Annotated in this window: 21 protein-coding genes; 7 read left to right on the plus strand and 14 right to left on the minus strand. The window is 69.3% G+C overall.

All coding sequences use genetic code 11. From position 1 onward, the window contains the following. The first annotated feature begins 161 nt into the window (after window positions 1-161). Together AB0L53_RS11710 and AB0L53_RS11715 are read left to right on the plus strand one after the other, a co-directional pair. Window positions 162-1,379 (plus strand): acyltransferase family protein, encoded by a 1,218-nt coding sequence (locus AB0L53_RS11710; protein ID WP_363992882.1) that lies wholly within the window; start codon window positions 162-164, stop codon window positions 1,377-1,379. A gap of 57 nt (window positions 1,380-1,436) precedes the next feature. Continuing rightward, window positions 1,437-2,402 (plus strand): glycosyltransferase, encoded by a 966-nt coding sequence (locus tag AB0L53_RS11715; RefSeq protein ID WP_363992883.1) that lies wholly within the window; start codon window positions 1,437-1,439, stop codon window positions 2,400-2,402. A gap of 57 nt (window positions 2,403-2,459) precedes the next feature. On the opposite strand, the gene AB0L53_RS11720 is transcribed toward AB0L53_RS11715, so the two are convergent. Further along, a complete protein-coding gene (locus tag AB0L53_RS11720; RefSeq protein WP_363992884.1) occupies window positions 2,460-3,335 on the minus strand; it encodes a helix-turn-helix transcriptional regulator in 876 nt (291 codons plus the stop codon). A gap of 244 nt (window positions 3,336-3,579) precedes the next feature. On the opposite strand from AB0L53_RS11720, the gene AB0L53_RS11725 reads away from it, so the two are divergent. Beyond that, window positions 3,580-4,599, plus strand: a complete 1,020-nt coding sequence (locus AB0L53_RS11725) for a zinc-dependent alcohol dehydrogenase family protein (protein ID WP_363992885.1) — start codon at window positions 3,580-3,582, stop codon at window positions 4,597-4,599. An 18-nt stretch (window positions 4,600-4,617) separates the two neighbouring features. Here the strand turns inward: AB0L53_RS11725 and AB0L53_RS11730 are convergent, their stop codons facing one another. The 3 genes from AB0L53_RS11730 to AB0L53_RS11740 form a co-directional block, all read right to left on the minus strand. Next, on the minus strand, window positions 4,618-5,244 hold the full coding sequence (locus AB0L53_RS11730; RefSeq protein WP_363992886.1) for a TetR/AcrR family transcriptional regulator: 627 nt from the start codon (window positions 5,242-5,244) through the stop codon (window positions 4,618-4,620). Window positions 5,245-5,333: 89 nt separating this feature from the next. Continuing rightward, entirely contained in the window at window positions 5,334-6,281 is a 948-nt protein-coding gene (locus AB0L53_RS11735) for a hypothetical protein (protein WP_363992887.1), read from the minus strand. Then, window positions 6,274-6,786, minus strand: coding sequence for an RNA polymerase sigma factor (locus tag AB0L53_RS11740; RefSeq protein WP_363993200.1), 513 nt, complete (start codon window positions 6,784-6,786; stop codon window positions 6,274-6,276). The genes AB0L53_RS11735 and AB0L53_RS11740 overlap by 8 nt, the downstream gene beginning before the upstream one ends. 38 nt (window positions 6,787-6,824) lie before the next feature. Between AB0L53_RS11740 and AB0L53_RS11745 the strand changes: the two genes are divergently transcribed. Next, complete coding sequence (locus tag AB0L53_RS11745) at window positions 6,825-7,538, plus strand: acetoacetate decarboxylase family protein (protein WP_363992888.1); 714 nt, start codon at window positions 6,825-6,827, stop codon at window positions 7,536-7,538. Here AB0L53_RS11745 and AB0L53_RS11750 read toward each other — a convergent pair. The 7 genes from AB0L53_RS11750 to AB0L53_RS11780 form a co-directional block, all read right to left on the minus strand. Next, on the minus strand, window positions 7,535-8,326 hold the full coding sequence (locus tag AB0L53_RS11750) for an ATP-binding cassette domain-containing protein (protein ID WP_363992889.1): 792 nt from the start codon (window positions 8,324-8,326) through the stop codon (window positions 7,535-7,537). The two genes, AB0L53_RS11745 and AB0L53_RS11750, sit on opposite strands and share 4 nt — an antisense overlap. Window positions 8,327-8,374: 48 nt before the next feature. After that, window positions 8,375-9,259 (minus strand): glycosyltransferase, encoded by an 885-nt coding sequence (locus tag AB0L53_RS11755; RefSeq protein WP_358550948.1) that lies wholly within the window; start codon window positions 9,257-9,259, stop codon window positions 8,375-8,377. A 187-nt stretch (window positions 9,260-9,446) separates the two neighbouring features. After that, window positions 9,447-10,214: a CDP-alcohol phosphatidyltransferase family protein gene (locus AB0L53_RS11760; protein WP_363992890.1), complete on the minus strand. Its 768-nt coding sequence runs from the start codon at window positions 10,212-10,214 to the stop codon at window positions 9,447-9,449. Next, window positions 10,192-11,232 carry an iron-containing alcohol dehydrogenase family protein gene (locus AB0L53_RS11765; protein WP_225296080.1) on the minus strand — a complete coding sequence of 347 codons (1,041 nt, stop codon included), beginning with the start codon at window positions 11,230-11,232 and terminating at the stop codon, window positions 10,192-10,194. The genes AB0L53_RS11760 and AB0L53_RS11765 overlap by 23 nt, the downstream gene beginning before the upstream one ends. Before the next feature lie 28 nt (window positions 11,233-11,260). Continuing rightward, window positions 11,261-11,992: a phosphocholine cytidylyltransferase family protein gene (locus AB0L53_RS11770; protein WP_225296011.1), complete on the minus strand. Its 732-nt coding sequence runs from the start codon at window positions 11,990-11,992 to the stop codon at window positions 11,261-11,263. A gap of 79 nt (window positions 11,993-12,071) precedes the next feature. Further along, entirely contained in the window at window positions 12,072-12,695 is a 624-nt protein-coding gene (locus tag AB0L53_RS11775; protein ID WP_358550765.1) for a DUF5941 domain-containing protein, read from the minus strand. Beyond that, entirely contained in the window at window positions 12,692-14,155 is a 1,464-nt protein-coding gene (locus tag AB0L53_RS11780; protein ID WP_363992891.1) for a CDP-alcohol phosphatidyltransferase family protein, read from the minus strand. Before AB0L53_RS11780 ends, AB0L53_RS11775 begins: the two co-directional genes overlap by 4 nt. Window positions 14,156-14,250: 95 nt before the next feature. Here AB0L53_RS11780 and AB0L53_RS11785 point away from each other — a divergent pair, with 95 nt between their 5' ends. Beyond that, on the plus strand, window positions 14,251-15,642 hold the full coding sequence (locus tag AB0L53_RS11785; RefSeq protein ID WP_363992892.1) for a bifunctional cytidylyltransferase/SDR family oxidoreductase: 1,392 nt from the start codon (window positions 14,251-14,253) through the stop codon (window positions 15,640-15,642). A 40-nt stretch (window positions 15,643-15,682) separates the two neighbouring features. Here AB0L53_RS11785 and AB0L53_RS11790 read toward each other — a convergent pair whose 3' ends face one another. Continuing rightward, window positions 15,683-16,699 (minus strand): glycosyltransferase family 2 protein, encoded by a 1,017-nt coding sequence (locus AB0L53_RS11790; RefSeq protein WP_363992893.1) that lies wholly within the window; start codon window positions 16,697-16,699, stop codon window positions 15,683-15,685. A 69-nt stretch (window positions 16,700-16,768) separates the two neighbouring features. Here AB0L53_RS11790 and AB0L53_RS11795 point away from each other — a divergent pair, with 69 nt between their 5' ends. Both AB0L53_RS11795 and AB0L53_RS11800 read left to right on the plus strand, forming a co-directional pair. Further along, window positions 16,769-18,211: an LCP family protein gene (locus AB0L53_RS11795; protein ID WP_363992894.1), complete on the plus strand. Its 1,443-nt coding sequence runs from the start codon at window positions 16,769-16,771 to the stop codon at window positions 18,209-18,211. A gap of 34 nt (window positions 18,212-18,245) precedes the next feature. Continuing rightward, entirely contained in the window at window positions 18,246-18,593 is a 348-nt protein-coding gene (locus AB0L53_RS11800; protein WP_363993201.1) for an STAS domain-containing protein, read from the plus strand. A gap of 158 nt (window positions 18,594-18,751) precedes the next feature. Here the strand turns inward: AB0L53_RS11800 and AB0L53_RS11805 are convergent, their stop codons facing one another. Further along, window positions 18,752-19,282: a GNAT family N-acetyltransferase gene (locus tag AB0L53_RS11805; protein WP_363992895.1), complete on the minus strand. Its 531-nt coding sequence runs from the start codon at window positions 19,280-19,282 to the stop codon at window positions 18,752-18,754. A gap of 118 nt (window positions 19,283-19,400) precedes the next feature. After that, the gene (locus tag AB0L53_RS11810; protein ID WP_363992896.1) at window positions 19,401-19,763 is read right to left on the minus strand and encodes a hypothetical protein; all 363 of its coding nucleotides are present in this window, start codon (window positions 19,761-19,763) and stop codon (window positions 19,401-19,403) included. Window positions 19,764-19,834: the final 71 nt, after the last annotated feature.

A 19,834-nucleotide genomic window follows, 5' to 3' on the forward strand; every position in this document is an offset into this window, starting at 1 on the left:
TGTAACCGGGTGTTCTCGCACCGCTAGTGAGACAGGAGCCTCGCGGCCGGGATAATGTGTTGCGGGTCGGCGACGCGGGCTCGCCCCACGCGATCAAGGACGCGTGCCGCGTGCTTGCTGTCGCGTTCCCCCGGCCCCGAGCGAAGCTGAGCGACTCCGTAGTGTCTGACACGAAGCACTCCCCACCGACCACGACTCCCCAGGGTCCCGGTGACGCCGATGAGGCCACCGGCCCCGCGAGCACAGGAGCTCAGTGGCCGCTACCGGAGGAGGCTTTCTGGAGTGAGAAGACGGATCCGCACGGCACCACCCCGCCCGAGGCGGGGGGCAAGGAGCCCGAAGCCGATCCCGAGCCGGAGACGTCGCCCGAGCCCGAGGCGCCCAAGCGGAAGCGCGACCCTTATCTGGACAACGTCAAGTTCGTCCTGATCGCGTTCGTGATCGTCGGCCACTCGCTGGTGCCGACGCTCAACACCGACTCTGCCAGGTCGCTCTACATCTTCATCTACACCTTCCACATGCCGCTGTTCGTGCTCATCAGTGGCTACCTGTCCAGAAATTTCTGGAACTCCAACGCGAAGACCAACAAACTGGTCGACACGTTCGTCGTGCCGTACGTGATCGTGGAGGTCGGCTACGCGCTGGTCCGGCTTGGCCTGGGGCAGAAGTGGAGCCTCACGATCATCGACCCCGCGTGGATCAACTGGTATCTGCTGGCGCTGCTGTTCTGGCGACTGTCCACACCCGTGTGGAAGCGGATGAAGCACCCGATCCCGGTGGCGATCGCGATCTACCTGTTCGCCGGGTTCTCGCAGATCTCCGGCGACTTCAGCATGGACCGGTTCTTCGGCCTGATGCCGTTCTTCGTCATCGGGCTCGTGATGCAGCCCGAGCACTTCGAGCTGCTCGACCGCCGGTGGATCAAGATCGTCTCGGTGTTCGTGGTGCTCGGCGCCGCCGCGGTGTCGATCTTCATCGCACCCAAGGCGCCGCTCAAGCCCTTCTACTACAAGCACAGCTTCCAGGACATGGACCTGTCCTGGTGGATGGGCCTCGGCGTACGCGCCGGGCTGCTGATCTGCGGGCTGGCCATGAGCTATGCCGTTCTGTCGCTGGTGCCCAGGCGTGAGACGTGGTTCACCGATCTCGGCACCCGCACCCTCTACTGCTACCTGCTCCACGGCATCCCCGTCCTCATCGCCAAGGACCAGGGATGGCTGGAGCTGCCCTGGCTGCACGGCCCGCTCGGGGTGCTGGCGATCAGTGCGAGCTGTTTCGCCCTGGCCATCGTGCTGTGCCTCCCCGAGACGCGCACCCTGTTCAAGTGGGTCCTCGAACCCCGCCTAACCTGGCTATACCGCCGCCCTTCAGGAAGTTAAGCGGCAATTCCCCCTGCATTTACGCCGTTGACCGGGTGACCGCGCAGCATCGTCCGCATGCGGGTTTGCGTCGCCACCACCGTCCACCATCCCGAGGACGCCCGGATCATGCACAGGCAGATCCGGGCGCTGCTCGACGCGGGCCACGAGGTGACCTACGTCGCGCCCTTCACCTACTACAACGTGACGCCCGCGATGGGCGTCACCGCGATCGACGTGCCGCGCAACGCCGGCTACGGCCGGGCGCGGGCGGCGCTCCGGCGCGGCCTCAAGCGCGCCGACCTGCTGATGGTGCACGACCACCGGTTGCTGCAAGCCCTGCCCTTCCACCACCCGCCCATTGTCTGGGATGTACGGGAGCAGGTCACCGCCAGGCAGATGGCCCGGGCCGAGAGGCGTCACCACGTGATCACCTCCGCCGTGGTGCCGGAAGCCACCCTGGTGTCGGCGGAGCCTCCACCTCCTGGTGACACCAGGGTGGTGCACATCGGGCGCCTGTCCGCTGAGCGCGGCGTCTCCGAGCTCATCGGGCTGGCCGAGCGACTCGTCCCGCACGGCATCCGGATGGATTTGATCGGCGCCAGCGACCGTGAGATCCGGCCGCTGCTGCGGGACGCGCAGCGGGTCGGGCTGCTCGACTGGTTCGGGTACGTCCCGAACCGCCATGCCCTGCGCATGGCCGAAGGTGCCCTGGCCGGCCTGGCCCTGTCGGCGGAGACAGGCCCGAGGACGCCGACCAAGATCCTCGACTACATGGGCCGGGGACTCCCGGTGATCACCACGCCGCATGGCTCGATGGCCGAGCGCGTCGGGTGCGGGCTCGTGGTGCCGCTCGACGTGGACGCGCTCGTACACGCCGTACTCGATCTCAAGGAAGACCCCGCGCGGCGGGCGGCGCTGGGGGCGCGTGGCCACGCGGAGGCCCGCCTGCGGCACCACTGGCCCGATCACGCGGCGGAGTTCGTGGCCAGGATGGAGAGGTGGGCCGGCGTCAGCGTGCCCGCCCACTCCCTGGCCGTCTAGGAGGCAGACCGGGGGTAACGTTCACGCCGGGCTAAGGGGCAGGTCCGGGGGTGACGTTCACGCCGGCGGTGCCGCGGTGCCGGGGACGAACGTGTGGGTGGCGGCCCAGCTGGCCAGCAGGCGGAGCTTGTCTTCGGAGTCGCTGCCGGGTTCGGTGCCGTAGGCCACCAGGGTGAGGTCGTCGGCGGCCAGCGCGAGGGATTCGTAGGTGAGATGGAGATCGCCTACGACGGGGTGGTGGAAGGGTTTGTCACCCTTGTGGTGCTGGCGGACGTCGTGGTGGGCCCAGCGGGCGCGGAAGTCGTCGCTGCGGGTGGACAGCTCGCCGATGAGATCGGTGAGGGTCTTGTCGTAAGGGTCGCGGCCGGCCTGGGTGTGCAGGAGGGCGACGGTGTCGTTGGCGGCGCGTTCCCAGTCACCCCAGAACTGGTGGGATCGGGCGTCGAGGAAGATGAACCGGGCGTGGTTGGGGGTGGCGCCTCGGGCGGCTTCGATCATGGGGGCGTACAGGGCGCGGCCGAGCAGGTTGGTGGCCAGGACGTCGCCACGGCCGTTCATGACGAAGGCCGGTGCTTCGGTCATGGCGTCCAGCAGCCGCTGCACGTTGGGCCGCACGGTGTGCGGGGCGGGACGGCGCCGACGGCGCGGGCCGGGTCCGGCGGTGCGGGCCAGGTCCTCCAGGTGGGTGCGTTCTTCGTCGTTGAACCGCAGCGCGCGGGCCAGGGCGTCCAGGACGCTGCCGGAGACCCCGGACAGATCGCCGCGTTCCAGGCGGGAGTAATACTCCACGCTGACCCCGGCCAGCTGGGCGACCTCGGCGCGGCGCAGGCCGGGCACCCGCCGCCTGCCGGAGGACGGCAGCCCTGCCTGCTGCGGGCTGATCCTGGCCCGGCGGGAGGTCAGGAACTCACGGATCTCGCTGCGGTTGTCCACTTTTCCAGGTTAGGCGGCCTTCCCTCTGGGAGGGGTGCCCTGTCATTACACCTATAGCCAGTGCCTTCCACCCCGTCTGACCAGCGTTTTTGATGGGTAGTGGCTAATGCCTGAAACGGAGGGCCCGACCAGGTTCGCGACGGCTTCGAGCCGCGCCCGCCCACCGGGGGCCGACCGTTTCGAGCCGCGCCCGCCCCAGGGGCGGGTTGGCCGTGCGGACAGAGAATCTGAAGGAGTGAAGGTTATGCGTGGTGTGGTGATGCACGCTCCCGGCGACGTTCGAGTGCAGGACCTGGACGACCCGCGGATCATCGAGCCGACCGACGCGATCATCCGCGTCACGGCAACCTGCGTGTGCGGGTCGGACCTGTGGCCCTATCGCGGCGTCGAGGAGGTCCACGAGCAGCCGATGGGCCACGAGTACGTCGGCGTGGTCGAACAGGTCGGCAGCGAAGTCAAGATCATCAAGCCCGGCCAGTTCGTCGTGGGCACGTTCGTCGCCGCCGACGGCACCTGCGAGATCTGCCGCTCGGGCTACCCCTCTTCGTGCGTCCACCGGGTGTTCGTCGGCCAGGTCGGCACCCAGTCCGAGCGCGCCCGGATCCCCTGGGCCGACGGCACCCTGGTGGCCACTCCCGGCACCCCCGAACCCGACCTGATCCCCAGTCTGCTGGCCGCCTCCGACGTCCTGGGTACCGGCTGGTTCGGTGCGGTGGGAGCCGAGGCCGGCCCCGGCAAGACGGTCGCGGTCGTCGGCGACGGCGCGGTCGGCCTGCTCGCGGTGCTGGCCGCCAAGCAGTTGGGCGCCGAGCGGATCATCGCCATGAGCCGCCACGAGGCGCGCCAGAAGCTGGCCATCGAGTTCGGCGCCACTGACATCGTCACCGAGCGCGGTGACGAGGGCGTGGCGAAGATCAAGGAACTGACCGGCGGGCTGGGCGCGCACTCGGTCGTCGAGGCGGTCGGCACCCAGGAATCGATGCGGCAGGCCATCGGCTCCGCCCGCCCGGGTGGTCACGTCTGCTTCGTGGGCGTCAACCACGACGTCAACCTCAGCGGTGAGGACCTCTTCTTCGCCCAGGTGCACCTGCTCGGCGGGCCGGCCCCGGTGCACCGGTTCCTGCCCGAGCTGATCCAGCTGATCTGGGACCGGAAGATCGACCCCGGCAAGGTCTTCGACCTCCAGCTGCCCCTGGAGGAGGCCGCCGACGCCTACAAGGCGATGGACGAGCGACGCGCCATCAAGGTGCTCCTGACCATCTGATCGCGACCTGCCTTCTGATCACTCTGCGGCAGAACCACTCGGTGTGTCGGCGGCCGGTGGCGTGTTGCCGCGCAGGATGAACACGATCGTGTCGCCCAGGCTCCGCTCGATCCGCTCTGCGGGAATCGCGCCGCTCACCGCCAGCGTGCCGAAGCCCTGCAGCGTGGCGATGACCGGCAGGCTGACGCGATCCACCGGACCCGCACGGACCTCGCCCCGGCGCTGTCCGTGCTCGATCAGCTCCATGGTCAGGGCCTCAAGGCGCTGCTTGGCCGCGATCAGCTGCTCGGAGGCGGCGGTGTCGTGCTTGACGGAGTACATCAGGTCGAGGAGGGCCGCGTTGGCGGTGGCGAAGCCCACGTAGGCGCCCGCGATGGCGGCCAGCCGGTCGGCGAAGGAGTCGTCGGCCTGTTCCAGTGCCCCGGTCATCGCGGTCGCCAGCCGCTCGTGCCCCTCCAGCGCCAGCGCGTCCAGCAGGGCCTGCTTGCTGGTGAAATGGCGGCTCGGCGCGGCCGGGCTGACCCCGGCTTCACGGGCCAGCTCGCGCAGTGACAGCGCCCCCGGCCCCTTCGCACGCAGCGTCTGCTCGGCACGGGTCAACAGTGCGGCGCGGAGGTCTCCATGGTGGTAAGGCCGGGTCTTCATGCCCCTCAGCCTAGCCCGGAGTGAGCGACGTTTACATTGTTGTCATTGACTACATTGTTATCGCTGCATACGGCGACGCCGCCCTCCGTCTAGGGCCGTTCGAGGTCGTAGGTGACGTCCGCCAGGCGGACCGTCTGGACCAGCGGGTCCTCGATGATCTTCCGGAGCTCGCCGATCGTGGCCAGGGAGTCCACATAGGCGTAGGCCAGACCATCGTTCGCGGCTTTGCGGAGGCGGGCCAGGCTCAGGTCGAAGTCGTGCAGGTTGTCGTCGTCGTAGTCCTTGAGGATGCCCACCCAGCGGCGGAAGTTCGCGAGGTCCAGCTTGATCGCCTCGTCGGGCTGGATCACGTGGACCTTCTTGGTCGTCAGTTCGGGCATCGGGGCTCTGTCCCACGTCGTCATCCCGCCCCACGTGATGGGAATCGAACTGGGGCGCCGCTCATACACGACCTTGTCGACGGAGCTCTCGTATCTGGCGGTGAAGGCGCTGAGCTCATCGGCGGTAAGTGGCTTGGCGAATTCGATCACGGCCAGCGCGTTGAGCCGCTCGGGCAGCCTGGCGAGGACCTTGCGGCTCTTGTCCTTGGGCTGGTTACCGGTGCTTACGTTGGCCAGGGCCCTGCTCAGTGTGGTGTTGGCGTCGTTGCCGAGCGGGAGCCTGCCCACACGGCCGAAGAAGTTTTGGGTGATGACGTGCTCCGCGCCGCCAAAGCCGGCGATGAACCCGCCCGTGGCCCGCACCGGGTTGGCGGAAACGGTGAACGACATCGACAGCGGCGTGGTGGCGCCCCAGTCCCGGACGTCGATGGCGTAGCCGGGGTTGTAGATCTTGAAGGCGGTGCCGAGCACGTCCGTCATGCGCATTTCCCGATCGCCGCGCCGCTGGATCAGGCTGGAGCCGACCGTCGCCACCAGGACGAGGACGACCAGCGCCGCCAGAACCATCGTGGCCGTACGCGTGAGGCCCCGCCGCACGGCCCGGCGGGTCGCCTTACGGTCGAAGTCGGGCATGGGCAGCAGATCATCGTCAGTCATGCGGAACTCCGTAGATATCGGCGAAGGCGGCTCTGGCCCGCCACACGGCGGTCTTGATCGTGGCGTGCTTCTTGCCGGTCATCGCGGCCACCTCGACCAGCGAGAAGCCCTCGAAGTAGACCAGCGCGAGGAGCCTGCGGTGCTGCTCGGGCAACCGTTCCAAGGCGTCGCGCACGGCCAGCGACTCGGCGTGCAGCGCGGGCACGCCGAGCTCGTCGGGGTCGGGCAGGGCCAGCTCGCGGCGGTGGCGCCGGACGTGGTCGACCAGGACGTTGCGGGCGATGGTGAGCAGCCAGGCGGCCGCGTTCTCGCCGCGCCAGCCGAGCAGCGCCCGGGTCGCCTTGACGAATGTCTCCTGGGCCAGGTCTTCGGCGAGGTGGGGGTCGCGGGTGCGGCGTAACAGGAACCCGCACACGAGCGCCCAGTGCTCTCGGTACAGCTCCTCGATGATGATGCCCTCCGCGTTCTTGCGATTGTCACAACAGAGCAGACGCGATCGGGGCAGGAATGGTCACACGGCTTTCCGGTTGATGTACTGGACTCATGTCTTCGCATCTGATCCAGGGCCGCACGGTGAGCATGCCCGTCCAGGTGAGAGACGCCACGGTCTGCAGCGTCATGTATCCCGTACGAGCCGACGCCGCCAGGGCGGTGATCGCCTACTCAGGGCTGGACGTGGCCGAGGTGTTCCCGGGCAAGGCCATCTGCGTGCTGGTGTTCGTCGATTACCGGGAGAGCGATCTGGACGCCTACCACGAGGTCGGCGTGGCGTTCCTGGTGCGTCCGCCGGGCGTGGCGCAATCGGTCGGGCTGGGCGATCTGCGGCGGGCCGGGGTGTTCATCCACTGGCTACCGGTCGATCAGGAGTTCACCTTGGACGCGGGCCGCCACATCTGGGGCTTTCCGAAGGAGCTGGCCGACATCGACCTGCGGCTCGACTCGGCGTACAAACGCTGTGTCCTGCGCAGGGACGGGCGGCTGGTGCTCGACCTGCTGCTCAGACCGGGCCTGCCCGCGCCGGGCGCGGGCGCGCTGGTGCCGCTGGACGCCTTCACGCATCGGGAGGGTGTGACGCGGCGCGTCCCGTGGTCGGTGACGGCCCGGGGCGTCCGCGTACGGCCCGGCGGCGCGCTGATCCGCCTGGGCAACCACCCGATCGCCAAGGAGCTGAGCGAGCTCGGCCTGCCGAAGCGCCCCCTGCTCACCACCACGGTCGCCCACGCCGCCATGACCTTCGGCGACGCGATGGCCATCTAGGCCCGGGCGCTCCACCGTCCGTCGACGCGGCTGATCCGCACCGGGTGGTCGAAGCACTTGCTCACCAGATCGGTGGTCAGCACCTCGTCCACCGGCCCCGACGCCATGCACTCGCCCTCCCGCAGCAGCAGCGCGTGGGTGGTGCTGGCGGGCAGCTCTTCCAGATGGTGGGTCACCAGGACGGTGGCCAGCGCCGGGTGCTCCCGGCGCAGCACGTCGAGGCTGGCGAGCAGCTGCTCTCGGGCGGCCAGGTCCAGCCCGGTGGCGGGCTCGTCGAGCAGCAGCAGCCGCGGCCTGGGCATCAAAGCCCGCGCGATCAGCGCCCGGCCCCGCTCGCCCTGGGACAGGTAGGGCCAGCGTGCCTCGGCCTTGCGCGCCATCCCCATCATCCCGATCAGCCGCAGGGCCTGCTCCTCCTGCTCGGCGGTGGGCTGCCAGCGAGGGACGAGCTCGATGGTGTTGGTGGCCCCGGTGAGCACGAGGTCGCGCACCCGGAGGCCGGACTCCAGCGAATGCCGTGGATTGACGTGCCCCAGGAAGGAGCGGAGCTCGCGCATGTCGACCCGGCCGAGCCGATGCCCCAGGACCTCGACGACTCCTCGCGTGGGGTGCTTCACCGCCCCCAGAAGGTCGAGCAGCGTGCTCTTCCCGGCCCCGTTGGGCCCCAGCAGGGCCCAATGCTCGCCCTGCCCGACCGTCAGAGAGATCGAGCGCAACAGGGAGGTGCCGTCGCGCACTACATCGACCTCGACAGCACACAGAACGGGCCCACCGGCAACAGGATCCATCTACACAGGCTATCAACAGTCATCAGATGTCTGAGGACTGCCCGATCCTCAGACGATCGGCGGGCGGCCCAGTTTCACCATGCGCCATGCGGTACGCCAGGCCATCGGGCGGCGCTCGCCGGCCGGCGTCCGCAGCCCCTCGAAGAACCCGGTGAACCACGCCTTGATCGCCACCCCGGACCGGCGCTCCCTGATCAGCGTGAGCACCACCCAGTCGAGCAAGTAGAGGACCGCCAGCGGCCACGGCAGGTTGCGCCGCGCCAGCCACACCCGGTTGCGGGCGTTCATCCGGTAGAAATCGGCGTGGCGCGTCGGCGGAACCTGCGGGTGGTACATGACCGTCTCGGCGTCGTACTCGATCCGGTAGCCCTCACCCAGCAGCCGCCAGGCCAGGTCGGTCTCCTCGTGAGCGTAGAAGAACTGCTCCGGCAGGCCGCCCACCTGGAGGAAGGCCGAGCGGCGGATCGCCGAGGCGCCGCCGAGGAAGGTGGTGACCGGCGAGGATCGTTCGGGGTCGCCCGCGCGCAGGCGCGGGACGTGGCGCCGCTGGCCGATGCCGCCCTCGGGGTCCATCACCCGGAAGGAGATGACCGCGAGGTCGGGCTCGGTGGCGAAGCGGTCACGGACGTGGGAGACGACCTTCTGGTTGGCGTACCAGCCGTCGTCGTCGAGGAACAGCACGACATCACCGGAGCACTCCTCGACGCCGCGGTTGCGGCCGGCCGGGATGCCGGTGTTGCGTTCGAGCCGGACCGTCTTCACGGTCGCGGACGAGCCCACGGGTGGCGTCGCCGACACCTCGGGCACGTCGGCGCCGTTGCCCACGATCACCACCTCGACGTCGCCGTCGATCTGGTGCAGCGCGGACTCGACCGCCCGGTTCAGCTCCGCGACCCGGTTGCCCATGGTGAGGATGACGCACGATATCTTCAACGGGTCATCGTCCTGACGCGTCGAGAACACGGGCGGAGCATTCTTTCATGATCACCGAGTCTGCTGGTATGCATATTTCCTGATATTGGTGGAGCCAAGCGTATCGGAACCGAAGGTGAACCCCCGCCAAACTGCGGACGTCCGATCAATACGACGAGCGAGGGGCTCCGCCGGTTCCGATGTGTGCTCACGCAAGCCGCCTCGATGCCAGGATGCTGACCAGGTGCAGGACGGTCTGCAGGACCGCGGCCACGAAACAGGCGATGAGCAACACACGCGAGGCGAGCAGATCGCCCGCGACGGCGTCGATCACCGCGGCCACGACCGCGAGCATGGACAGCTCGATCGGCTGCACGATCCGGTGGAACTTCGTCGCCCCCACCACCCGCCGGGCCAGCCCCAGCAGCCCGGACCGCAGTTGCCCCGCGGACGCCTCGGTGGCGGTCGGCAGACCCCCCTTGGCCCTGGCCACGTCCACGAGGTCGGTCTCGGCCTTGATGAGGATCGCGCCGAGCGCGGCGGCGACGCCGAGCACGGTGTACCAGTCGGGCAGCACGGCCGACGTCCGCCAGCCCAGCCCGATCAGCAGCGCGGCCTCGGTGAAGTAGGCGCCGACGCGGTCGAGGTAGACGCCGACCAGCGAGGTGCGACCCGTCCAGCGGGCCAGCTCACCGTCGGAGCAGTCCAGCAGCAGGTAGACCTGTACGAGCAGAGCAGCACCCACGGCGGCCCACAGCCCCGGCAGGGCCAGCACGACTCCGGCCACGATCCCGGCCAGCGTCATCACCCAGGTGAGCTGGTTGGGCGTGATGGAGGTCTTGGCCGTCAGCCAGGTGACGTAGATGGACAGCCGGCGCATGTAGAGCACACCGGCCCAATGCTCACCGTTTCTGCGCTCCAGGTGTCCGGCGGGCTGGGCGACCCGCCGGATCTCAGCGACCGAAGGCCCGGACATAGTCCCCCACCCGATCGCGGACCTCGGACTCCGACATGCGCAGGTGCTCCAGGATCGTGTAGCGGCCGGGACGGGTGGCGGGCGCCAGCGTGACGGCCTCGGCGAACTGCTCGCCGCTCAGGCCGATGTCGGCCGGGACGACGGGCAGCTCATGCTGTCGCAGGCAGTCAGTGACCTGCTTGAGCCGGGCGGCGTCCTCCCTGAGGAAGAAGCAGAAGGCGGCACCGATCCCGGCGAGCTCGCCGTGATTGGAGGTGCCGGGGAAGAGCTGATCCACGGCATGAAGGATCTCATGGTCTCCGCCACTCGCGGGCCGAGACGACCCGGCGATGACCATCGACATGCCCGACAGGATCAGCGATTCGGCCAGAACCGTGAGGAAGGCATCCGACTCGATGGAGTCGGTCCGGCCGACCAGCGCCTCGGCCGCCATGCGGGCCATCGAGCAGGCCAGCCCGTCGATGGGCTCGCCGCGCTCCACGTTGCCGAGCTGCCAGTCCTCGATGGCCGACAGGTTGCTGACCACGTCGCCGACCCCCGAGCGGACCAGCGACTCGGGAGCACTGTGCACGAAGTCGAGGTCGACCAGGACCGCCAGCGGCATCGGCACGCCGAACGTGCCCTTGCCGCCCTCGTACACCAGCGAGGCCGTGGGCGAGCAGATGCCGTCGTGGGAGAGGTTCGTGGCCACGGCGACCATCGGGATGCCCGCCAGCGAGGCGGCGTATTTGGTGGCGTCGATGGTCCTGCCGCCGCCGACGCCGACGACCACCTCATAGGCGCCCTTGCGCAGGTCGGCGCCGAGCGAGACGGCCGCGTCGACCGAGCCGTCGGACACCCTGAACACCTCGGCCTCGCCGAGCGTGGGCGCGATCAGGCCCTCGATGTGGTCGCCCTGACCGGGGCCCACGGCGACGGCGACCCGGCCGGAGGTCGCCACCCGGGTGTCGGCCAGTAATGCGCCGAGCTCCGCCACCGCGCCCCGTCTGACCATGATGGCCAGGGGCGCGGGCAGCATCCGCGCTAGAAGCGGCATGCCCGCCTCCTCAGTAGCGAACGGCTATGGTACGAGCCTTGGCCAGGTCGTCGTGGTTGTCCACCTCGACCCAGTCGACCTCCCCGATGGGTGCGACGTGGATCCGCTCGCCGCGCGCCACCATCTCCTGGTAGCCGTCCTCGTAGTAGAGCTGCGGGTCGCGCTCGAAGGTGGCCCGCAGCGCGTCGGCCAGGCGCTCGGCGGCGCCGGGGCGGATGAGCGTGGCGCCGATGTACTCGCCGTAGGCGGTGGCCGGGTCCATCAGCTTGGTGATCCGCTTGAGGTCGTCGCCGTCGAGGGTGACCTTCATCTCCTCGTCGGCCAGCCGCTTCACGTTGTCGACCGCGAGCAGGATGTCGCTGGTCTCGGGCGCCGACAGCAGCGTCTTCTCGACCGAGACGGGGTGCACGGTGTCGCCGTTGACCAGCAGCGCGCCCTGCGCGAAGTAGTCGCGCGCGCACCACAGGGAGTAGGCGTTGTTCCACTCCTCGGCCTTGTCGTTGTGCACGAGGGTGAGCTTGACGCCGTGCCGTTTCTCCAGCTCGTCCTTCCGCTCGTGTACGGCCTGCGCCGCGTAACCGACGACGATCACGACCTCGCGCAGATCCACCTCGGCGAGGTTGCGCAGCGAGATGTCCATGATCGTGGTCTCACCGTCGACCGGCACCAATGCCTTCGGCAGCGTGTCGGTGTACGGTCGCAGGCGTCGTCCGGCTCCAGCGGCCAGCACCATTCCCAGCAACGTGCACTCCTCAGTCGAGCATCTACTCCGTAGGACCCAAAGGTTAGTTGGCTTTTGGCCCTCACCGGGTAATCGACCGTTAGTCTCGCGTTTCCGTGGCGGTCGCGGCCACCCCTGAGGGAGAGGTGGCGAGCCAGCAGGTGAGGCTCTCCCACCCGAACAGGGCCCACAGATATACGGCGAGCAGCACGAACCCGCCGGTCACCACGCCCACGATCGCCGCCAGCGAGATCACGATCATCCGCCCCTCCCAGCCCAGCCCGTACGTGCTCAGCCACGGCGGCGGATAGGCGCGCTGACGCAGGCGATAGATCAGGTCGTAGTGGTGGAAGGCCAGCGCGCCGAGCAGCACGAAGATCAGCACCGGCGGCACGTCGTGGGCGAAGCCGCAGGCCGCGATGAAGGTGTATTCGATCAAGCGCAGGATCGGCGGCACCAGCCAGTCGATGCGGCCGTCATGCGGATGGGAGCTGCCCGGCCCGGCCAGCAGCAGCGTCACGGCCGGCGCGAAGACCGCCAGCCCGTCGGACCCCGCCACGCCGATCAGCAGCAGCACGCCGATCACGAATGCCCCGGCGATCAGCGGGGGCAGCGGCGGGAGCTGCCCGGACACGAGCGCGCCCATGCCGCGCGACAGCGGCCCGTCGTCGCGGTAGGCCACGACGTTGCTGCTCGGCACGGGCGTCATCTGCACCGAGGTCATCGCGCGGACCTCGCGATCCGGCCGAGGAGCAGGTAGACGGTCGCCACGCCGCCCCAGCCGAGGAGCGCGACGAAGGTGACCCGGGCGTTGTACACGCCGGCGGTGATCGCGATCAGCGCCATCCGCTCCCCGATCGGCAACACGATCGCTTTCTTCATCCACCGGAGGACCTTCTCTCGCTCCATGCGGTGCGCCAGGCGGAGGACTCCCGGCTTGGGTACGCCGTGGTGCTCTCCCTCGGCCGAGTTGAGCAGCGAGCTCACCGGCTTGGCACCCAGGGCGCCGGCCCGGTTCGCGTCGGCCACCCCGCCCGCGAAGGAGTAGTTGATCGAATGCCGTACCGTCTGCAGGATCATCGCGGCGACGGCGAGGTACCAGATGCCGTCGGGGCCGCCCTCGCTCAACGGCAGCCCGGCGGCGTAGCCGAAGGCGAGCCCCACATAGACGACATACTCCTTAAGCCGGTCGGCCATGCTGTCGAGCCACGCGCCCAGCGGCGTGAAGGCGCGGGTGTAGCGGGCCAACTGGCCGTCGAGGCAGTCGCAGGCGAACGACAGGTAGAGCAGCCCGGCCCCGGCGAGCTGCGCCCCGCGGTTGCCCGCCCCGAACCAGACCGCCGACAGCACGGCCAGGCCGATCGAGATGCCGGTGACGGCGTTGGGCGTGAGCTTCAGCCGGGCGGCGGGGCGGATGAGATGGCGGGTCCAGGACGAGACGAGGTAAGTGCTGACGAAGCCGTCGTCCGCCTTGACCGAGGTGTTGAGGCGTACCTGGGACTCGTCGACGTCGGCGAGCCTGCTGACCGCGGTGTCCGCCGAGACCTGGCCGGTCACCCGGTCGCAGTGCAGCTGCCCGATCCCGGCGGCGCGTACCTTCACCCCCGATCTGACCAGGCCCACCAGCAGCAGGTCGACCGCCTCGACGGTGGTGACCGGGCCGAGCTTGCCGGTCTCGGCCAGGTCGGCCAGCTCCTCGGCGACGTCGGCCAGCGCGATCAGGTCGGCCTGACCGGCCTGGAGCACGCCGCGGAAGGTGGCGTTGGCCTCGGGTACGAGGTGGAAGGAGCTGCCGGCCGCGACGATCTTGCCGCCCTCGACCCGCACCGGCGGCCGCATCGGCGCGGCGGTGGCGTCATAGGAGACCAGGGCGCTCGTGTCGCGCTTGGGATGCTCCAGGAGCAGCGACAGTGCCTCGGTGTGGGTGACGAGGTCGGCGGGCAGCACGACCAGCGTCCCCGGTGCGGCGCGCGCGAGCTTGGCGACGCCGCGCAGGTCGGTGCTGAGGCCGCCGAGCCCGTCGTTCGGCGACACCACCTGGACGTCGAGGACGGACAGCTCGGCCAGCTGGCCGTTGAGCCGGTCGAGCAGCGTGCCGTCGGCACAGGACAGTCTGCAGGCGGGCGTCGTGGCGAGCAGCACCACCGAGGTGGTCGTGCTCTCGCGGGTCAGTGAATCGGTCACGGCGCAGGTCTCCTCCCGGTCGCGAGGGAGTGCGTGGGCACAGCGTAGCGACAGGGCAACGCGATATCACGGAACCGGACCGTTACGCTCCCCCTATGGAATCTCGGCTGCGCTCCGTAGGGGTGGTCCTGGCAGGTGGCGTGGGTCAGCGTGTCGGGCTCAACACCCCCAAGCAGCTCATCAAGATCGCCGGTAGGACGATTCTGGAGCACACGCTCGCCCTGTTCAACGGCTCGCCGGACATCGACGAGGTCGTGGTGCTGATGGCGCCCGGCTACGCCGACACGGTCAAGGAGATCGTGGAAAAGGGCGGTTTCGACAAGGTCAGCCAGATCGTCGAGGGCGGCGCGAGCCGCCCTGAGAGCACGTGGCGCGCGCTCAAGGCCCTGGGCCCGAGGGAGTGCAACGTGCTCCTGCACGACGCTGTACGGCCCCTCCTGGAGCCCCGGATCATCACGGAGTGTGTCAGGGCCCTGCAGACGCATTCGGCCGTGGGCGTGGCGATCCCGAGCTCCGACACCGTCGTGGTGGCCGCCCCCGGACCCCATGGCGAGACCATCCACGACATTCCCGACCGATCCCGGCTGCGACGCGTCCAGACGCCGCAGTGCTTCCGCCTGTCGCTGATCCGCGAGGCGTACGAGCGGGCCTTCGCCGACCCCGACTTCGACCGGCGGCCGGCCACCGACGACTGTGGCGTGCTGCTGCGCTACCTGCCCGACGTCCCGATCCACATCGTGCCGGGCAGCGAGAGCAACATGAAGATCACCCATCCGGTCGACGTGTACATCGCCGACAAGCTCCTCCAGCTGGCCGCCACCAGCGCGCCCACCCCCGACCCGAGGGACTACCGGGAGGCGCTCGACGGCCGGACCATGGTGGTCTTCGGCGGCGGCTACGGCATCGGCGCCGACGTCGTCGAGCTGGCCACCGGCCACGGCGCCCGCGTGCACTTCTTCTCGCGCACCCAGAACGGCGTGCGGGTGGAGGACTACGACCAGGTGGCCAAGGCGCTGGCACAGGTGGGCCGGATCGACTACGTGGTCAACACCGCGGACGTGCTGCACATGGGCAAACTCGCCGAGGTCACCGACGAGACCATCGCCGAGACGGTGGGCGTCAACTACCTGGGCCCGGTCAACGTGGCCCGTGCCGCCTACCCGTACCTGCGCGAGAGCGCGGGCCGCCTGCTGCTCTACACCTCTTCCGGCTACACCAGGGGCCGGGCCGACTACAGCCTCTACTCCTCGACGAAGGCCGCCGTCGTCAACCTCACGCAGGCGCTCGCCGACGAATGGGCCCCAGACGGCATCCGGGTCAACTGCGTCAACCCCGAGCGCACCGGAACGCCCACGCGCGAGCGCGCGTTCGGCGAAGAGCCTCCGCACACCCTGCTCTCATCGCGCGCGGTCGCCCAGACCTCGCTCGACGTCCTCATCTCCGACCTGACCGGGCAAGTGATAGACGTGCGTCCGAACGACGCTTGACCCGCTCAGGCCGGAGTTTCCGGAAGGGCTGGCCAGGGGTTCAGCGCGGTGGTCGAGCGAGTCTGCGCGGGCTCGTGAGGAAGCCCCAGCCCCAGGACATGTGCATGGCGGCGTACACGATCGGCAGTCTGGCCTTCACCGCCCCCGGCAGCCCGCTGCCGGTCAGGACGGACCCGGCCACGATCGCGGCGGCGTAGCCGCCGGGCGCGATCAGCGCGAGGGGGAAGAACGGCGAGACAAGCAGGCCGAGCACGATCGCCAGCACCGCGGCGGGGGGCGCCAGGTAGCGCAGGTTGATCGTGCCCTCGTGGGTGCGCGAGACCACCCGGCGCCAGCGCCCGTAGTGGAAGTACTGCTTGGCCAGCGCCTTCACGTTGGGACGGGGGCGGTAGGAGACCCGCATGCGCGGCTGGAACCAGACCAGCCCGCCGGTCTGGCGGATGCGGTGGTTCATCTCCCAGTCCTGGGCCCGCTGGAAGTGCTCGTCGTAGCCGCCGACCCGGTCGAGTGCCGCGCGCCTGAACACCCCCAGGTAGACGGTGTCGGCGGGGCCCGCCGTGCCGCCCACGTGGAAGGCGGCCGCGCCCACGCCGATCTTGGAGGTCATCGCGCACGCGACGGCCTTCTCGAAGGGCGTGATGCCCTCGGCCGCCATGACGCCGCCGACGTTGTCGGCGCCGGTCTCCCTCAGCGTCTCCACGGCGACGCGCAGGTAGTCGGAGGGCAGCATGGCGTGCCCGTCGACCCTGGCGATGATGCCGTTGCGGGAGGCGCCGATGGCGGCGTTGAGCGCGTTGGGCGTGCGACCTGTGGGGTTGGGCACCACGGTCACCCGCCGGTCGGCCGCCGCGATGGCGTCGGCGACCTCTTGGGTACGGTCATGTGAGGGCCCCACGGCGAGAACGACTTCGATCTCACCTGGGTAGCTCTGGGCGAGGACCATATCTACGGCCTCGCGTAGATGCCGCTCCTCATTGAGGACCGGCATGACGACGGAGATGGGCGGCCAGCCGTGCGTCTCCGCTGGCGCGTGCGGCGAGTCGGGGAACTGCTTCATGGCGGGGCTCACGCTACTGTACGAGCAGGGAAGGACGGCAATCCCGCGGTGGCACGAGGGGGGCAGGGCATGCGCGACCCGGGCGAGGAGGACGCTGGAGTACACGTGGGCGGCGACGCCTATGGCGGCGTCAAACTCGTCGGCAGGCGCACGCGCAGGCCGCTCAAGAGCGCCAAGGCCCGGCGCCGGAATCTGATCCTCTCGGGTGTGCTGTCCGTGGGCGTCCTGGCCGGCACCGGCGTGGTGTGGGCGACACCGAAGCAGATCGGCACGGTCGACGCGGGCGTGACCGAGGCGGCCCCCCGCGGCGCCATGAACATCCTGCTCGTCGGCGTCGACAAGCGCGACGACCTCACCCGCAAGCAGCAGAACGAGCTCAAGCTGGGCCGCGAGTCGGGCCAGCGCACCGACACCATGATGGTGATCCACCTGTCGGAGGACCACAGCAGGGTCACCGTGGTGAGCCTGCCGCGCGACACCTGGCTGACCATCCCCGGCAAGGGCGATCACAAGATCAACTCGGCCTACCAGTTCGGCGGCCCCAAGCTCGCCCGCCAGACCGTCGAGCAGGCCACCGGGCTGCGGATCAACCGCTACATCGAGGTCAATGTCCTCGGCTTCATCAACGTGGTCGACTCCCTCGGCGGTGTCACCGTCTGCACGCCCGTGCCGATCAAGGACCCTAAGGCCGGGCTCGACCTCGCGGCCGGCACCCACGAGCTGAAGGGCGTCCAGGCGCTCGGCTACGCCCGCACCCGCGCCACCGCCCGCTCCGACCTCGACCGCATCGACCGGCAGCAGCAGGTCATCTCGGCGCTGCTGAACCGCGCGCTCAGCGCCAGCACGCTGGCGAACCCGGCCCGGCTCAACTCCTTCGTCAACTCCACGCTGAGCACGATCAAGGTCGATCCCGACGACGACCTGATCGGGCTGGCCACCCAGCTCAGGGACGTCTCGCTGGACAACGTGAAGTTCGCCGACGTGCCGCTGGCCAACGTGGACTTCAAGGCGCCGACCGGGGAGTCGGCGGTGCTCTGGGACAAGCAGGCCTCCCGTGACCTGTTCGCCAAGATCAAGGCCGACGAGGACCTGTCCAAGCCCAGCCCCACTCCCAGTTCGTCCGCTTCGTCCTCTGCCAAGCCCACCATTCCGCCGGATCGGATCGCGCTCAAGGTGCTCAACGGCACGCTCATCACCGGCCTCGGCGCCCGCACCAAGACGGCGCTGGTCGCCGCCGGGTTCCACGTGTCCGGCACGCCGGGCAACACCAAGCGCAAGGACTACAAGAAGACGGTCGTACGTTATGGGCCCGGTCGCGAGGACTCGGCCCGCACGGTCGCCGCGGCCATCCCCGGCGCCGATCTCGTCCAGATGGACGAGGACGGCATCGAGGTGATCGTCGGCAGCGACCAGCCGAAGATCGGTAAAGTGAAGACCTCGACCACGCCAAGCGCTCAGCCCACAACTACGCCCGTAACTAAAACGGCGACCCAGAACATATGTAAGAAATAGGCATATCCGCCAGCCGTTCGGGCACGTGACAGCCATGGTGGTCAGGTCGTGGCGAGAGGAACCGCTCACTGTCTTGCATGCCGTCGGAGACCTCGACGTGGCCGGCGCTCCGCGCCTCCAGGCCGCGCTCGACCAGGTGCTGGCCTCCGCCGACCCCCCGAAACTGGTGCTGGATCTGACCGACGTGCCCTTCTGCGACTCCGTGGGGCTGGGTGTGCTGGTGGCCACCCACAACCACGTGCAGCACGCGCACGGCAGGCTCATCCTGGTGCTCGCCCCGGGCATGATCAGTCATCTGCTGACGATCACGAACCTCGACCGGCACTTCGAGACGTGCTCGTCGCTGCTGGAGGCGCGGGCGGCGCTCGGGACGGCGGCCTGACGCTCAGGGCCGGCTGAGATCGAGCAATGGGTCGCCGACGGAATCGGCACGCCCACGGTGACGAAACCAGCGCCGAATGACAAGAGCCGAATTCAAGATCTGCGGCTCCCTGAGTGCCAGGTGGTCGTCCCTCGAAGTCTCGCGAATATTGCCAGAAGTCACACCGCCCCAGGGGACGACATCGGGCGGGGGCGCCGCTGCCCGTAGACGAGGGCAGGCCCACCTTTGTAGTCAATCTCGCGGAGGAAGCGGTGCCCGATGCGTTCGGCAACCGACATCGACCGCGTGTTGCCCGGCCGGATGACCGAGATGACTTCTTCGGCGTCGAGTTCGGCGAAGCAGTAGGCGACGGCGACGCGAGCAGCCTCGGTGGCGTAACCCTTGCCCCAGTACTTGCGAACAAGGCACCAGCCGACCCCCAGGCCGGGGAATCCGTACGGTTGCCAGGGCCCCGCGCGTCCGACGAAACGGCCCGTCGCCCGTTCGATCACTGCCCAGTGGGAAAAGCCGCGGATCTCACGGTGGCCGATGAACACCGCCAGACTCCGCCAAGCGTCCGCCGGGGACGTGCCGACGGGCTCGGCCAGCCCGCCCGCGACCTGCGGATCGGCCATCATAGCCGCATAGTCGTCGAAGTCGCCGCCCGTCAGGGGGCGCAGGATCAGCCGCTCGCTCTCCAGCACCGTCATGATCGTAGGGTTCGCGCCGGGGATGGTGCCAGGGCAGGCGATGGTCGCCTGTGGCGGGCTCTTGTGGTGAGCCGCAGTGTCTGCCGGGTGGGTCTGGTCCGCTGCGGGGTCCGGCCGGTCATGTGGAGACTCGGCGTGCCGCGATCACGAGCAGGACGATGGCGCCGATCGTCGTGATCGTGTTGCTGGTGAGATCCACTGTCTGGCGGATGGGCACGGTCAAGGTCGGCTTCCACGGAAAGGAGTGCCACGCGTAGGTGAGCATGGCCCCTGCCGCGAGTGCCAGCCGGTGCGCGTCCGACCAGTTGGAGCGGTGCGACCAGCGGGTCACCAGCGCGCCGACCGTGGCGAACAGGGCCAGGTAGATGAGCACGCTGCCCCAGGCCGGGATGGGGATCGTCAGCCATGGCGACAGGCCGGTGGGGTCGACCGCGTAGAGGAGGACGAAGATCGCGCCCGCCAGCAGGGCGAAGGCGAACACCGCCCACGGACCGGGCGCCTTCCCCTCGACCGCGGGGGGCGCTGGGGCGCGTGCGCAGGCCGAGCACGACG

The sequence above is a fragment of the Nonomuraea sp. NPDC052129 genome, from assembly GCF_040680095.1.
Lineage (GTDB): Bacteria > Actinomycetota > Actinomycetes > Streptosporangiales > Streptosporangiaceae > Nonomuraea.

What these genes read in the sequence shown, in the direction of transcription:
- AB0L53_RS11805 (WP_363992895.1), bottom strand. Translation starts at nt 19,282, where the DNA reads ATGACGGTGCTGGAGAGCGAGCGGCTGATCCTGCGCCCCCTGACGGGC.
- AB0L53_RS11730 (WP_363992886.1), bottom strand. Translation starts at nt 5,244, where the DNA reads ATGAAGACCCGGCCTTACCACCATGGAGACCTCCGCGCCGCACTGTTG.
- AB0L53_RS11750 (WP_363992889.1), bottom strand. Translation starts at nt 8,326, where the DNA reads ATGGATCCTGTTGCCGGTGGGCCCGTTCTGTGTGCTGTCGAGGTCGAT.
- AB0L53_RS11725 (WP_363992885.1), top strand. Translation starts at nt 3,580, where the DNA reads ATGCGTGGTGTGGTGATGCACGCTCCCGGCGACGTTCGAGTGCAGGAC.
- AB0L53_RS11800 (WP_363993201.1), top strand. Translation starts at nt 18,246, where the DNA reads ATGGTGGTCAGGTCGTGGCGAGAGGAACCGCTCACTGTCTTGCATGCC.
- AB0L53_RS11790 (WP_363992893.1), bottom strand. Translation starts at nt 16,699, where the DNA reads ATGAAGCAGTTCCCCGACTCGCCGCACGCGCCAGCGGAGACGCACGGC.
- AB0L53_RS11775 (WP_358550765.1), bottom strand. Translation starts at nt 12,695, where the DNA reads ATGACCTCGGTGCAGATGACGCCCGTGCCGAGCAGCAACGTCGTGGCC.
- AB0L53_RS11745 (WP_363992888.1), top strand. Translation starts at nt 6,825, where the DNA reads ATGTCTTCGCATCTGATCCAGGGCCGCACGGTGAGCATGCCCGTCCAG.
- AB0L53_RS11735 (WP_363992887.1), bottom strand. Translation starts at nt 6,281, where the DNA reads ATGACTGACGATGATCTGCTGCCCATGCCCGACTTCGACCGTAAGGCG.
- AB0L53_RS11795 (WP_363992894.1), top strand. Translation starts at nt 16,769, where the DNA reads ATGCGCGACCCGGGCGAGGAGGACGCTGGAGTACACGTGGGCGGCGAC.
- AB0L53_RS11785 (WP_363992892.1), top strand. Translation starts at nt 14,251, where the DNA reads ATGGAATCTCGGCTGCGCTCCGTAGGGGTGGTCCTGGCAGGTGGCGTG.
- AB0L53_RS11765 (WP_225296080.1), bottom strand. Translation starts at nt 11,232, where the DNA reads ATGCTGCCCGCGCCCCTGGCCATCATGGTCAGACGGGGCGCGGTGGCG.
- AB0L53_RS11760 (WP_363992890.1), bottom strand. Translation starts at nt 10,214, where the DNA reads ATGTCCGGGCCTTCGGTCGCTGAGATCCGGCGGGTCGCCCAGCCCGCC.
- AB0L53_RS11715 (WP_363992883.1), top strand. Translation starts at nt 1,437, where the DNA reads ATGCGGGTTTGCGTCGCCACCACCGTCCACCATCCCGAGGACGCCCGG.